The sequence below is a fragment of the Sphingobium sp. genome (genome assembly GCF_048594625.1).
GTDB lineage: Bacteria > Pseudomonadota > Alphaproteobacteria > Sphingomonadales > Sphingomonadaceae > Sphingobium.
This window is the reverse complement of sequence record NZ_JBMDWL010000052.1, coordinates 13,871-27,818: the sequence shown is the minus strand read 5'-3', so window position 1 is coordinate 27,818 and position 13,948 is coordinate 13,871. Positions and strand designations below refer to the sequence as shown.

Below are 13,948 nucleotides of genomic sequence, written 5' to 3'. Positions count from 1 at the left end.
AACATTCAATCGGCTTCGTCGGAACGCCGAAGCCATAGCCTGCTCTTTAAAGAAGTAATGCCCTTCGACAAGCTCAGGGCGAACGGATACCGGCAATCGATGGGTCGAATCAGACCGAGAAACTGGTACCGCAGCCGCAACCGGCGGTCGCATTGGGGTTCGTCACCTTGAACGCCTGTCCGCCCAGATCGGACACGAAATCGACGGCCGACCCGCGTACCAGATCGATGCTGACATCATCCACCACCAGCGTTACGCCGTCACGTTCGACGGCCAGGTCTTCGGCCTCGACCGTTTCGGCCAGCCCAAATTTATACTGGAAGCCCGAACAGCCGCCCCCCTCCACCGACAGGCGGAGGATCGCGGGCTTGCCCTGCCGGGCGGCGATAGCGGCAACGCGGGCAGCGGCGGACGGGGTCAGATCAATATCGGCCATGATGCGCCCTAGATAGGAGCAGGCAAAAGGCCCGGCAACCCATCGGCAGCCGGGCCTTTTGCGAATTTCGGGAATGCCGCGGTCAGTCGGCGGCTTTTTCTTCCGCCTTGGTCGGGCCACCCATGGCCAGCGGCGGCTTCGTGTTCATCGCGACCAGATAGTCGGGACCGGCGACGAAGGGCAGCGGGTTGATCGCCGCGCCGTCGACGCGGACTTCATAATGAAGGTGGCTGCCGGTGGAACGGCCGGTTGATCCCATCAGACCGATGATCTGGCCGCGCTTTACATAGCTGTTTTCGGCGACCAGCAGTTTCGACATGTGGCCATAGCGCGTTTCCATGCCGCTGCCGTGCGAAATCTGGACGAGGTTGCCATAGCCGCTGGCCCATCCGGCGCGGCTGATGATGCCGTCGGCCGTGGCGTGGATCGGCGTGCCGATCGGGCCGGGAATGTCGATGCCCTTGTGCATGCGGGCGGAACGGTTGAACGGATCGGAACGGACGCCGAAGTTCGAGGTCAGGGTCAGCTTTTCAACGGGGCGGCCCGACGGGATGTAAGCCGCGGTCTTAGCATTGCCGTCCAGACGCTGAAGACTGGAAAAGAGATTGGAGAAGCCGACGTCGGACGGACCAAGCGGGCTGGTGTTGATTTCCGACTCTTCGCCGTAGGGATCATCGCTTTCCGTGGCGTGGACCGGGGCGGTTGCGCACAGCGCACCGACGATCCCGATACTGGCTAAAAGCGTTTTAACCTTATTGCCCGTCTGGAACAAATGCGACCGGCGAACATTAACCGAATGAAGAACTGACATGCAGACCCCGACTATGTCACCGGAGGCTTATGCCCCTCGGCGCTTCCCGTGTTCAATTTTTGGCGACCTGGATCGCCCCCGCTGGATGCAGAGTGCAAATCGGCGATCATGTTGCAAGCGCGGCGTAGTATTCTTCCGTTAAACCGGCCTGCCGACGCGCCGAGTCGTTGAACGGTGGCTTAACGCCTCCACGAAAATGGCGTTTCACAAGCATTTGATAATGTTTCGGGGATTCGACACCCATGCGTTTCGTCGCCCAGACGAACCATGTCGTCCCAGCGCCAACATGGCGAATTTCGTCAGTGACGATCCGCCGCAACATCGTGCCCGACTGGACGTCACCGGCCGCTTCGAACCGTTCCACGGTGGCAGGCGTGATGTCGAGCGCGCGCGCTTCCAGCACCATGGGCACGATCGCAAGCCGGGCGAGCGCATCGCCCGCCGTTTCCTCCGCCGCTTCCCACAGGCCGTCATGCGCGGGCAGCGCGCCATAATGGCTGCCCAATTGCCGCAATCGCCGGTCGAGCAGCGCGAAATGCATCGCTTCGTCCGCGCCCACGCGCATCCATTCGCTGGTAAAGTCGGGCGGAAACTGATCCCCGAACCGGCCGATCAGGTCGAAAGCGAGGTCGATGGCGACAAATTCGATATGGGCAAGCGCATGGAGCATCGCGATGCGCGAGCGTTCCGAACCGATCTTGCCGCGCTTTGGCATTTTATTGGGGGGCAGCAGTTCGGGCGCGGCGGGCCGTGCCGGACGGTCGGGCATGACCGCGTCGAACCGATGCGCCAGACGACCCAGCCGCCATGCCCGCGCGACGGCGCGCGCAGCCATCAGCTTGGCGACCGGGTCAGGAATATTGAGAATATGCGCGCAGGCCGCCCCCACGCTGGCGATCTTGCCGGGAAGGGTCAAAGCGCCTGTACCGCCTCCAGCACGTCCTGCGCATGGCCCTTTACTTTCACTTTGGGCCAGACGCGCAGAATGGTGCCGTCAGCGCCGATCAGGAACGTCGCGCGCTCGATGCCCATATATTGGCGGCCATAGAGCGATTTTTCGACCCAAGTGCCGAACGCTTCGCAGGCCGCGCCCGGCTCGTCGGATGCAAGGATGACGGTCAGGCCATATTTTTCCGCGAATTTCTTGAGCTTTGCCGGCTTGTCTTTCGACACGCCGACGACGGGCACGCCAGCATCGGCAAAGGCGTCGGCCAGAGCCGTGAAATCCTTCGCTTCATTGGTGCAGCCGGGCGTGTCCGCCTTGGGATAGAAATAGACGACCAGCGGCTTTCCCTGATAGCTATCCACCGTGAAATCGATGCCGTCGGCATCCTTCAGCGTTACGGCGGGGATGGCATCACCCTGTTCCAGCATCAACTTTCCTCCTGATAGGGCGCGGCGAGCGCGGCCCAGGCTTCCCCTACGCATTGCCGCGCCTTGGCATAGCTTGCAAGCAGGCCATCCCAATCTTCCGCCCCGCAGGCGCGGGCAACGAGCGCACGGGTGGCCTCTGGCGGTTCGGTCGACCGGGGCGAAACGAGGCGCGACACGACGAGATACCGGGTGACGAGGTCATGAGCAGCGATCAGCCCCGACGGCAGATGGCCCGCCGCAACCAAAGCCGCCAGAGCCTGTCCCAGATCGGGGTCGAAGCCGATACGATAATGGAACTGGTTGATATGGATCAGAAATTCCAGATCGACCAGACCGCCGGGCACCAGTTTGACGTCAAGATCGCTGGCGGGCGGCTTATGTTTCGCGATGTCGCCGCGCATCTTGACCGCCTGCCGCGCCAGATCGTCGAAATCGCGGGGGCGCTGAAGCGTCTGCGCCAGCACAGCGTCGATGGCGGCGCGGGCCTGCGCCGATCCGAAGACCGGGCGCGCGCGGGTGAGCGCCAGATGCTCCCATGTCCACGCCTCCTCCCGCTGATAGCGGGCGAAGCTGTCGATGCTGACGGCCAGCAGTCCCTGCGCGCCGGAGGGGCGCAGGCGGGTATCCACTTCGTACAATGGCCCGGATGCAGTGTGGACCGACAGGGCATTGGTAATGCGCTGGGCCAGACGATTGAAATATTGTGTAGCCCCCAACGGCTTTGCGCCATCGGATTCGGTCGCGAAATCGCCGGTGAAGAGATAGACGAGATCAAGGTCGGACGCGTGGGTCAGCACTCCGCCGCCCATGCGACCGAGCGCCAGTATCAACATTTCGCCACCCGGCACCCGGCCATGGGCGCCCTCAAATTCCATGACGGTCGCGCTGGCAAGCGCTTTGATCGCGGCTTCGGCGACGCGGCCATAGCCCCTGCCCGCCTCCAGCGGATCGCCGCCACGGATGATCTGCGCACCAAGCGCGAAACGGCGGTCGCCCACGCGCTGACGCACGCGGTCGAGCAGGGCCTGATAATCCTCCCCCGGTTCCAGCGCCCCCAGTTGCCGCGCCAGTTGCGGCACGGGCGGCGGCGGGTCGAAGGCGGACGCGTCGATCAGGCCGTCGATCAGTTCGGCCCGGCGCCCCAGCGCATCGGCGAGCGTGGGCGCATGACTGAGCAGTTCGGTCAAGAGTTCGACCAGCGCCGGACGCGCGGCGAGCAGTTTGAAGAAATTGATGGCGCTGGGCAGACGGCCGATCATGTCGTCCAGCCGGTTGAGCGCACGCGACGGATCGGGCGCCTTCGCCAATGTGCGCATCAGGCCGGGGAGCAGCGCCTCCAGCGCCTCCCGCGACGGGCCGCTGCGTAGCGCGCGGATCGTGCCGCCGCGCCAGCGGGCGATGCGGGCAAGCGGGGTTTCCGGATCGGCAAAGCCCAGGTCGGTCAGCTGCTGCCTCAGCCGGTCTTCGTCATGGGAAAGCGAGGCATCCTCCCGATCCGGCGACAGGCGGTCATAATTGCGGCCGACCCATTCCACATGCGGGCGCAGCAGGTCGAGCAGCGCACCGGCATCGGGCAGGCCGTGCAGGCGCGCCACATTGTCGAGGCTGGCGGGCGTTTTGGGCAGTTCGTGGGTCTGGCGATCTTCCACCATCTGAAGCCGGTGTTCGATGATGCGGAAAAGGATATAGGCGGCATCCAGACGGGCGGCGACGTCAGGTTCGATGACGTTCGCCTGAGCCAGAGCGCGCAGCGCTTCGCGCGTGTTGCCCGATCGCAGGGCTGCGTTGCGGCCGCCATGGATCAGTTGATGCACCTGCGCGAAAAATTCGACTTCGCGAATGCCGCCACGGCCGCGCTTGAGGTCATAGCCCGGACCGAAGGCCTGCCCCTGCGCATAATGGTCGCGAATGCGGCGCGATATGTCGACGATGGCGTCGATCGCCCCGAAATCGAGACTGCGCCGCCATACGAAAGGGCGGATCTGGCGCAGGAAATAATCGCCCAGCGCCAGGTCGCCTGCCGCCGGGCGGGCGCGGATGAAGGCGGCCTGTTCCCAGCCCATGGCAGTCGATTCATAATAGCCGATGGCAGCCTCCACCGGCAGGGCGATGGGCGTGGCCTCTGGCGAGGGACGCAGACGCAGGTCGACGCGGAAGACATAGCCATCGCCATCGCGATGGGTGAGAAGCTCGCTCATCCGGCGGCCAATGCGCACGGCGGCGTCGGCAACATCCTCCCGCTCCCCATGCGGCAAAGTGGCGGGATCGTAGAGCAGGATGGGATCGATGTCGGACGAATAATTGAGTTCGCGACTGCCATGCTTGCCCAGCGCCAGCACGACGAAGCCGCGATGGTCGGCATCGGGATAGCGTTCCTGCATGGCGGCGGCGAGCGCTTCCCCCAGCGCCTGATCGGCGAAGTCGGACAGGGTGCGGGTGACGCGGTCCATGTCCCATGCGCCCGCCAGATCGGCGGCGGCGACGGCCAGGGCAATCGCGCCACGGCGGCGGCGAAGCGACCGGGCCACGCCCTCATCGGGCGACGCGACCGCATGGGCGGCGGCCAGTGCGCCATCATGATCACCCGCCGCAAGATGCTGCGTCACCGTGGGATAACGGTCCAGCGCGCGCGCCAGAAAGGGGGAATGATCCCTGATCCGCTTTTCGGTTTCCAGCCAGTCGGTCACATCTGCTCTCCCTTATCGCCGGGGCTATCGCTTGACCTTGCGATGAAAGCCAGAAACTTTTGGGCCACAAAGCCGTTCAATGGTCATGGACGTACAGCGTAAAGCGACCGGCCGATCGGCAACGACGCGCGAAGGCAGCCATGCGCCCATCGTGACCGTTACCCTGCCCGAACCCTATGAAGGGATCGGCAATGCCCTGCGCACGACCTATATGCCCGGCGGCGACGGGGTTCCCGACGACATGATGGCTTTGCTGGCGAAGCTGGACCGGCACTGAAATCGCGACCTGCGCGCCCGTTAACCAAGCGGAAGGCGCAGCCGATCAGGCAGGTTTTTATTTACCAATTGGGTCGATTATCGGGAATATCATCCTGAATGGACAAGATTGATCGTCATGTCATATCGCGGTTTTGCCATCATCACGCTGATCGCAGCGCCCATCATCGCGGTCATGGCACAGAATTTCGTACAGCCGACGCCGACCATGCTGCCCCCGTCATCGTCCGACGCATCGCAGGCGTCCGGTGCGCCGCAGCCCTATGTTCCGCCGCCGACCCCGGCCGTAGTCGAACCGTCGCCGCCACCCATGGCCGGGCCGGTCGGTGATCCGGCCGCATTCGCCCAGCCGCTGGCAGGCGCCGGACAGCCTACGCTGGCGCCCGGACAGGGGCTGCCAGGCGACGCGCAGGCGCCGTTGGTGCAACAGGAACCGCAACCGGGTGCGGGCATCGCGCGCCAACCGGCGACGCCAGCGGAGCCTCAATCCCAGTAAGGCCCCGCTTGCGTGACCGTCAGATCGCGCCCCTGAACGTGTCGCATTGCGCGGGGTCACCGGTGGACAGCCCCTTGCGCAGCCATTCCATGCGCTGCGCGCTGCTGCCATGGGTGAAGCTTTCTGGCACGGGCCGGCGCCCCGCCGCCTTTTGCAGCGTATCGTCGCCGATCGCTTCGGCCGCGCGCATCCCTTCTTCCAGATCGCCCGGTTCCATCAGGTTTGTGTCGCGCGCCGCCCAGACCCCGGCATAGCAGTCGGCCTGTAGCTCCATCTTGACCTGAAGCGCATTGCCTTCCGCTTCGCTGGCGGACTGCTGCGCCTTGCGGATGCGGGCGGCTTGCCCGGTGACGGTCTGGATATGATGACCAACCTCATGCGCGATGATATAGCCGATCGGGAAATCGCCCGGCGCGTTGAAGCGGGTTTCCATTTCGTTGAAGAAATCGGTGTCGAGGTAGATGCGCTGATCCGCAGGGCAATAAAATGGCCCCATCGCCGATTGCGCCGCACCACAGCCCGACTGGCCGTTCTGACTGTAGAAGACCAGTGTCGGGGGCGGATATTGCTGCCCCTCCGCCCGGAAAATGTCGGTCCAGCGGCGTTCCGTCGATCCCAGTACGCGCAGCGACACGCGCTGCACATCGGTAAGGTCGCCCGTCGGCGGACGCTGGGTCTGGACCTGTTGCCCTCCACCACCGCTACCGCCGCCGCCCAGCAGAGCCAGCGGATTGCCGCCCATCACCACCATGATGATCAGCAGGACGACGATGCCGCCGCACCCAAAACGGCTGGCGACGAAGGGCAGCAACATGCCAAGGCCCCCACCGCCGAAACCGCCGCCACCGCGCCCGTCCTGCACCTCGTAATGGCTGCTTTCCTGTTCATCGTCGAGGCGCATCGGACGGTCCCTTTTATCCGGTCACGGGGTCAGGCCCATGCCTAACCGATTCAGATCGGGCGGGGAACCGTTCGCGCAACGGAAGGTTGCGCACGGCGATGACAAGTTTCCAGACATTCTGTTGGAAGTGGGCGGGCGAAACCTATATTGCACTGCGACATGGCTGACATCGAACCTGCGCGCCCCGACGCGAAGCCGCTGCGCCGCGCGCGCATCCCGCTTTCCCTGCCCAGAGAAATCGCCTTGCTGTTGCAGGGCGGCGGCGCGCTTGGCTCCTTTCAGTCCGGCGTCTACGAACGACTCGACGAACTGGGCGTGGACGTCACATGGGTGGCGGGCATTTCCATCGGCGCGATCAACGCCGCGATCATTGCGGGCAACGAACCGCACCGGCGCCTGAGCCGCCTCAAGAAATTCTGGTACACGCTGTCGGGCGGCATGCCCAATATCGTCCTGCCCGAAATCGACCATATCCGCGAAGCCGCGCATCTGGGCGCGGCGGGCGTGGTCGCCAGTTTCGGCGTGCCGGGTATGTTCCGCCCGCGCCTGTGGCCCGCCACGCTGATGCCCGAAGGATCGGAAGGCGCGATCAGCTTTTATGACAGTTCGCCGCTGAAGCAGACGCTGGACGCCTGCGTCGACTGGGATCTGCTGAACGACGGGCCGGTGAGGCTGTCGGTCGGCGCGGTGGACGTGGAAACCGGCAATTTCGCCTATTGGGACACGCGCGGTCCGGGCGGCAATACGCGGATCGACGCGCGGCACATCATGGCATCGGGCGCGCTGCCGCCGGGCCTGCCCCCGATCGAGATTGACGGGCGCTGGTATTGGGACGGCGGCTTGGTGTCCAATACGCCGCTGGCCCATGTCCTCAATCACCAGAGCGAGGACATGCTGGTGTTTCAGGTCGACCTTTTCCCCGCGGAAGGGCCGATGCCGCGGCAGATGACCGATGTCTATTCGCGCATGAAAGACATCCAGTATAGCAGCCGCACCCGGCAGGTGACCGACCAGTATCTGCGCCTGCGCCGCGAACATGGCGCGATAGAGGCGCTGCTGGAAAAACTGCCGCCCGAATTGCGGGGCAGCGCCGAAGCGCAGGCGCTCGCCAAATGCCTGGACCGTGGATCGGTGAACATCGTTCATCTGATCTATCGGTCGCGCAACTGGGAAAGCGGGGCGAAGGATTTCGAATTTTCCCGATCCACCATGCTGGACCATTGGAGCCAGGGCCGCGACGCGGTGGAGGAAGTGATGCACAAGGGCGACCTGATCGCCCGCAACATCCTGGACGGCAAGAGTTCCACGTTCGATCTGGATGAACCCGATCACCTGAAGGAGAAGAAGGCATGAGCAAGTCGCTGGCTGGCAAGACCGCGCTGATCACAGGTTCCACGTCGGGCATCGGGCTGGCCTATGCCAAGGCGCTGGCCGGCGAAGGCGCCAATGTCGTCATCAACGGCTTTGGCGATGCAGCCGCCATCGAAAAGGAGCGCGTCGGGCTGGAGGCGATCAGCGGCGCGAAGGCGATCTATGCCGGTCATGACCTGACCAAGGTGGACCAGATCGAGGCGATGATGAAGGAAGCCGCCGATGCCTTTGGCGGGGTCGATATCCTGATCAACAATGCAGGCATGCAACATGTCGCCCCGGTCGAGGAATTTCCGATCGACAAATGGGATCTGATCATCGCGCTCAATCTGAACAGCGCGTTCCACACCACCCGGCTGGCCATTCCCCACATGAAGTCGAACAAATGGGGGCGCATCATCCAGACCGCGTCGGCCCATTCGCTGGTCGCATCGCCCTTCAAGAGCGCCTATGTCACGGCCAAGCACGGCATTGCCGGGTTCACCAAGACGGTGGCGCTGGAAGTCGCGACGTTCGGCATCACCGCCAACTGCATTTCCCCCGGCTATGTGTGGACGCCGCTGGTCGAAAACCAGATTCCCGACACGATGAAGGCGCGGAACATGACGCGCGACCAAGTGATGAACGACGTGCTGCTGGCCGGGCAGCCCACCAAGCAGTTCGTGACGGTCGAACAGGTGGCCGCCACCGCCATGTTCCTGTGCAGCGATGCCGCCGCCAACATCACCGGCGCGAATATCAGCGTCGATGGCGGATGGACCGCGCAATAGCCCCTGCCCTGCCCCGGCAGAATTCTGACAGGAGCCTTTCCGCGATGGCGCGGGAAGGCTCTTTTCCTATGCGGCCAAGGGCATCGTTCGTCGGGGTCCGGGGTGGCCGGAGCATCGCGCCATGAACAATGGCCGTTCGGGCTGAGCCTGTGAAAGTCCTCGCCACTCTTTGAATTTAGAGATTCAATCCTTCGACAGCAGAGGGTGAATGGATATGGGGACGATCCCGACTTAAGGATCTATGCCACAGGTTGCGCTTAACTTCGCACTTTTCCCGCTTGTTTCGGCATAAAGTTGCGCTGGGCTGATCCTATCGCAAAGCGGAACGCTCCATCATAGGGTGGCACGCGAGGGTAGGACAGCCACGACGGCGCCGTTCATGCGCAATGGAAACAATGAGCTTTAACGGCCCGAAAATCGCCTTATGGTCCTGCCTCAGCAAGGGAGAATATCAGCATGCGCCACGCGCTAACGGCCGTTCTGGCCGCCGTCAGCCTTTCGTCCATCGCGACGGCCCAGACATCCACCGAAACGACCACGACATCCCAGCCCGCCGCCGCTCAATCCACCGACGCCGCGTCGGTGCAGCAGGTGCGCAGCAACGCCATCGGCGAAGCGATTGCGGGCGACATGGAAGGATTGATGACGCTGTATCGCGATCTGCATGCCAATCCCGAACTGTCGTTGCAGGAAGTGAATACGGCGGCAAAGCTGGCCAAGCGGCTGAAGGCGCTGAAGTTCGACGTGACCGAGAAGGTCGGGGGCACCGGCGTCGTCGCGGTCATGAAGAACGGGTCCGGGCCGGTGCTGCTGATCCGCGCAGACATGGACGGGTTGCCGGTGGTGGAGCAGACGGGGCTTGAGTTCGCGTCCAAAGTGCGCACCAAGACGCCCGAAGGCGTGGAAACCGGCGTGATGCATGCATGCGGCCACGACACGCACATGACCGCCTTTATCGAGACGGCCAAGCTGATGGCCGCGCGGAAGAAGGATTGGGACGGCACGCTGGTCATGATCCTTCAGCCCGCGGAAGAAGTGGGCAAGGGCGCGCGCGACATGCTGGAGGACGGGCTTTACACCCGTTTCCCCCGGCCCACCCATGCGCTGGCCTTTCACGATGCGGCCAATATCGCGGCGGGGCAGATCGGCTATACCCCCGGCTATGCGCTGGCCAATGTCGACAGCGTGGACATAGTGGTGAAGGGGCTGGGCGGTCACGGCGCGTACCCGCAGACGACGCGCGACCCGATCGTGCTGGGATCGCGCATCGTGACGTCGCTCCAGACGCTGGTGAGCCGGGAACAAGACCCGCAAGACCCCGCCGTCGTCACCGTCGGCAGCTTTCAGGGCGGGGCCAAGCATAATATCATTCCCGACGAAGCGAAGCTGCTGCTTACCATCCGCAGCTATTCCGACGATACGCGCGCAAAGCTGATCGAGGGCATCCGCCGCATCAGCCGGGGCGAAGCGATCGCGGCGGGCGTGCCCGACGACCGGATGCCGGTCGTCACCGTGCAGGACGAATTCACCCCGTCGACTTATAATCCACCCGAATTCGCAGAGGAAATGGCGGGCGTGCTGAAAGGGCATTTCCCCGACGGTCAGGTCATAAAGACCAGCGCGGTCATGGGGGGCGAGGATTTCGGCCGCTTCTATCGCGCGGACAAGAGCATCAAGAGCTTTATATTCTGGGTCGGCGGCGTACCGGCGGACAAGATGACAGCGGCGCAGGCGGGACAGGCCAGCCTGCCATCGCTGCACAGCCCGTTCTGGGCACCGCAGGCAGACAAAGTCATCGCCACGGCCAGCGAAGCAATGACCGTCATGGCGCTGGACATATTGAAGAAACGATAAACGGCTCAAAAGGATTGCACTGGCGGATTTGCGTATTTGCCATGGTAAACTTATTTGCTAAACGAAACGTCAGGGGCAATGGTCATCCGATATATAAGGGTGTGCCGTGATTGCATGTGAACTGGACGATCCGGACGGAATAATCTTCGTCCACGCCACGGGGAGATGGTCGATCGACGATGTCGATCGCCATTACACCCATTTGACGCTGGTGATGGAGGACCGACGACGCAACGGGTTGCCCATTCGTGTCCTGTCCGACGTCACGCAGGCGGAACGGCAGTCGGCGGAGGTCGAAGCACGAATCGTCGCCCATGTGTCGGGCGCCCATCGCCCCACCGACCGGATCGCCATTCTGGTCGCCGACATTGCGGACAAGATATATCTGCGATCGCGGCTGGGCGATGCGATCATCGGCGTCTTTTCATCGCAGCTGCCCGCCGAAATGTGGCTGATGTCCGATGGCCTTGCGCCGCCGGGCATGGCGACCCACTGAATGTTCCTGACAGCCAGCGCCTGATAACGGCAGGCCGACCCGACATTTCCTGCGTAGTTCGCGCGCAATTCGGAGAGGGTTGGTTCTGCGCCAGCCCCTGCCCGACCGCGTTCGAAGTGGATGATCGGGATCGGCGCATTTTCCAGGCGCGCAGGATCGCCTGAATGGGCATGATCGGATAGAACCGGATCATGCCCGAACAGTCGTTGCACACCGGTCGAGGCACGACGATGCCCCCCTCCCCCGGCCGTTCCGGTCAGGCGCCAAAGCCGCCGTCGATGGTGTGCATCGCGCCGGTGATGATCCCGGCTTCCGGCCCAGCAAGATAAGCGGTCAGACCGGCGATTTCGTCCGACGTGGCATAGCGCGGGATCGCCATGAAGCCGCGCATCGCATCGGCGAAGTCGCCGTCAGCTGGGTTCATGTCGGTATCCGTCGGGCCGGGCTGAACGATGTTGACGGTGATGCCGCGCGGGCCGAAATCGCGGGCAAGGCCGCGGGCCAGCCCCTGGAGCGCGGATTTGGTGAGGGCATAGCCAGCACCACCGGCAAAGGGCATGCGGTCACCATTGACCGATCCGATCACGATGATGCGCCCGCCGTCGGGCATCTGCCGTGCGGATTCGACGGCGGCATGATAGGGCGTGCGCACATTGATGTCGATCATCCGGTCGATGGCGTCGGCGTCATGGGTCAGCGCGTCGCCGATTACCGCGACCCCCGCATTCACCACCAATATGTCGATCGGCCCCTGCCCCGCGACCAGCGCGATGGTGGCGTCGCGGTCCGACGCATCGGAACGGACGGCGGTCGATCCGGTTTCCGTGGCCAGCGCCTGCGCCGCGTCATGCGACCCGGCATAAGTGAAGGTGACGGCCGCGCCGTCCTTTGCAAAGCGGCGGACGATGGCGGCGCCGATGCCGCGGCTGCCGCCGATGACGAGCGCCTTTTTCCCGGTAAAGTCAGTCATGATGTCGATCCTTGAGAAAATATTAGTGATCGCTATATAAATCACCAGAAGGTCGCTTCAAGGATTTTTGTAGTGAATGATAAAATAATTTCCCGTGGTCGCGGCCGTCCCCGCGCTTTCGACCGGGATGTGGCGCTGGATCGGGCGCAGGCATTGTTCCATGCCCATGGATATGAAGGCGTGGGTGTGGCGGCGCTGGCCGATGCGATGGGGGTCAACCCGCCCAGCCTCTATGCCGCGTTCGGCAGCAAGATCGACCTGTATGGCGAAGTGCTGGACCGTTATTCGGCAGCATCGCCATTGAGCGGGCCGTTGCAGATGCCGGGGATCGAGACGGCTCGTGCGCTGTGCGACCTGCTGCATATGGCCGCGACCGTCTATTCGAACGATGCCGATGCGCCCGGATGCATGGTGCTGGAGGGCGAGCGCAGCACCGATGGCGAAGCCGCCTGCCGTGCGCGGGGCTGCCGCGATGCCAGTGTGCGGACGCTGCGCGATTTCATCGCCCGCACCCATGCCGACCGGGCGGACGTGGTGGCGGATTATGTCGCAACGGTGATGTCGGGCCTGTCCGCCGATGCGCGCGGCGGCCATACGCCCGAAAGGCTGATCGCCGTGGCCGACATGGCCAGTCTGGCTATCGGGGCGATGCTCAATCGTTGACGCTGTCGTCGCTGATGGTGCTGGCGACCAGTGTCGTCTGTTTGCGGTCCAGCGCCCAGAGGCGGTTTTTCACCACCGGGTCCCAGTCGATCGCCTGCCCCGGCGCGGCGATGCCGATGGTGCGCCGCCATTCCAGCACCGATCCCGCCTGAGGCAGGGCCAGTTCGTACATTTCCGGACGGTCGTGGCCGGTCACATACAGGCGGCCGTCCGCGCTCCAGCTGGCGCCCGAACAACTAAACGGCGCAAAGCGGTCGAGCACCCGTTGCGGGAACGTCCATGCGGCCTCCTGCCGGAAGGCGTCGTCCATGCGCACCAGCAGCGTGTAGCGATAATCACGGTTCGGTTCCCCGCCTCTGCCCGCATAATTGGCGAAGACCGCCCACCATTTGCCATCATGCCGGTCCAGCACGGTCAGCGATCCGGGGCCGAAACCCAGGCTGACGGTGCGCAGATGGCGCAGGGTCTTCGTATCGAAAATCTCCACCGCGCTGGTTTGCGGCACGGCCGGATAGTTGGACGCGGCGCAGACCAGTTCCCGCCCCGCCACGGTGCAGCTGTTCATATGGGGGAACAGGCGACGTTCGCCCTGCCATTGGCCGATGCGTTCGCCCGTGGAGATGCGATATTTGCCAATCCGGTCATTGTCGATGGCAAAGACATGGACGCCATCGGACGCCACGCCCTGACGCGCTTCGGGCGCGGGCAGGCGCAGCACGACCGGTGACGGCGGAGGGGAAGGCGAGGATGGGGAGCTTTGGGCCGCGTCATCCTGCGCCAGGGTTACGCCCGCGCCCATGCCCGCCATCATCAGCCCGATCGCCCCGATCGCCAATCCCATTC

General features: G+C 63.9%; 15 protein-coding genes. 7 read left to right on the top strand and 8 right to left on the bottom strand.

What is annotated here, in order from left to right; translation table 11 throughout:
* Positions 1–109 precede the first annotated feature (109 nt).
* The 5 genes from erpA to ACOJSJ_RS06715 all read right to left on the bottom strand — a co-directional run bounded on the left by erpA (position 110) and on the right by ACOJSJ_RS06715 (position 5,308).
* A complete protein-coding gene (gene erpA, locus ACOJSJ_RS06735) occupies positions 110–436 on the bottom strand; it encodes an iron-sulfur cluster insertion protein ErpA (protein WP_420144219.1) in 327 nt (108 codons plus the stop codon).
* An 82-nt stretch (positions 437–518) separates the two neighbouring features.
* Positions 519–1,247, bottom strand: coding sequence for a M23 family metallopeptidase (locus ACOJSJ_RS06730; RefSeq protein WP_420144218.1), 729 nt, complete (start codon positions 1,245–1,247; stop codon positions 519–521).
* 106 nt (positions 1,248–1,353) lie between these two features.
* Positions 1,354–2,163: a ferritin-like domain-containing protein gene (locus ACOJSJ_RS06725; RefSeq protein ID WP_420144217.1), complete on the bottom strand. Its 810-nt coding sequence runs from the start codon at positions 2,161–2,163 to the stop codon at positions 1,354–1,356.
* Entirely contained in the window at positions 2,160–2,621 is a 462-nt protein-coding gene (gene bcp / locus ACOJSJ_RS06720) for a thioredoxin-dependent thiol peroxidase (RefSeq protein ID WP_420144216.1), read from the bottom strand. Before bcp ends, ACOJSJ_RS06725 begins: the two co-directional genes overlap by 4 nt.
* Positions 2,621–5,308, bottom strand: a complete 2,688-nt coding sequence (locus ACOJSJ_RS06715; RefSeq protein WP_420144215.1) for a bifunctional [glutamine synthetase] adenylyltransferase/[glutamine synthetase]-adenylyl-L-tyrosine phosphorylase — start codon at positions 5,306–5,308, stop codon at positions 2,621–2,623. The genes bcp and ACOJSJ_RS06715 overlap by 1 nt, the downstream gene beginning before the upstream one ends.
* 85 nt (positions 5,309–5,393) lie before the next feature.
* Between ACOJSJ_RS06715 and ACOJSJ_RS06710 the strand changes: the two genes are divergently transcribed.
* A complete protein-coding gene (locus ACOJSJ_RS06710) occupies positions 5,394–5,585 on the top strand; it encodes a hypothetical protein (RefSeq protein WP_420144214.1) in 192 nt (63 codons plus the stop codon).
* 108 nt (positions 5,586–5,693) lie between these two features.
* Complete coding sequence (locus tag ACOJSJ_RS06705; RefSeq protein ID WP_420144213.1) at positions 5,694–6,080, top strand: hypothetical protein; 387 nt, start codon at positions 5,694–5,696, stop codon at positions 6,078–6,080.
* A 19-nt stretch (positions 6,081–6,099) separates the two neighbouring features.
* Here the strand turns inward: ACOJSJ_RS06705 and ACOJSJ_RS06700 are convergent, their stop codons facing one another.
* Entirely contained in the window at positions 6,100–6,981 is an 882-nt protein-coding gene (locus ACOJSJ_RS06700; protein WP_420144212.1) for a neutral zinc metallopeptidase, read from the bottom strand.
* A 159-nt stretch (positions 6,982–7,140) separates the two neighbouring features.
* On the opposite strand from ACOJSJ_RS06700, the gene ACOJSJ_RS06695 reads away from it, so the two are divergent.
* From ACOJSJ_RS06695 to ACOJSJ_RS06680, 4 genes are all read left to right on the top strand, one after another.
* Positions 7,141–8,334, top strand: coding sequence for a DUF3734 domain-containing protein (locus tag ACOJSJ_RS06695; protein ID WP_420144211.1), 1,194 nt, complete (start codon positions 7,141–7,143; stop codon positions 8,332–8,334).
* On the top strand, positions 8,331–9,122 hold the full coding sequence (locus ACOJSJ_RS06690) for a 3-hydroxybutyrate dehydrogenase (RefSeq protein ID WP_420144210.1): 792 nt from the start codon (positions 8,331–8,333) through the stop codon (positions 9,120–9,122). Before ACOJSJ_RS06695 ends, ACOJSJ_RS06690 begins: the two co-directional genes overlap by 4 nt.
* A 456-nt stretch (positions 9,123–9,578) precedes the next feature.
* Positions 9,579–10,976 (top strand): amidohydrolase, encoded by a 1,398-nt coding sequence (locus tag ACOJSJ_RS06685; RefSeq protein WP_420144209.1) that lies wholly within the window; start codon positions 9,579–9,581, stop codon positions 10,974–10,976.
* A gap of 106 nt (positions 10,977–11,082) precedes the next feature.
* Positions 11,083–11,472, top strand: a complete 390-nt coding sequence (locus ACOJSJ_RS06680; RefSeq protein ID WP_420144208.1) for a hypothetical protein — start codon at positions 11,083–11,085, stop codon at positions 11,470–11,472.
* Between the two features lie 256 nt (positions 11,473–11,728).
* Here ACOJSJ_RS06680 and bdcA read toward each other — a convergent pair whose 3' ends face one another.
* On the bottom strand, positions 11,729–12,442 hold the full coding sequence (gene bdcA / locus ACOJSJ_RS06675) for an SDR family oxidoreductase (protein ID WP_420144207.1): 714 nt from the start codon (positions 12,440–12,442) through the stop codon (positions 11,729–11,731).
* A 72-nt stretch (positions 12,443–12,514) separates the two neighbouring features.
* Between bdcA and ACOJSJ_RS06670 the strand changes: the two genes are divergently transcribed.
* The gene (locus ACOJSJ_RS06670) at positions 12,515–13,105 is read left to right on the top strand and encodes a TetR/AcrR family transcriptional regulator (RefSeq protein WP_420144206.1); all 591 of its coding nucleotides are present in this window, start codon (positions 12,515–12,517) and stop codon (positions 13,103–13,105) included.
* On the opposite strand, the gene ACOJSJ_RS06665 is transcribed toward ACOJSJ_RS06670, so the two are convergent.
* Positions 13,095–13,946, bottom strand: a complete 852-nt coding sequence (locus ACOJSJ_RS06665) for a hypothetical protein (protein ID WP_420144205.1) — start codon at positions 13,944–13,946, stop codon at positions 13,095–13,097. The genes ACOJSJ_RS06670 and ACOJSJ_RS06665 overlap by 11 nt on opposite strands.
* Positions 13,947–13,948 lie beyond the last annotated feature (2 nt).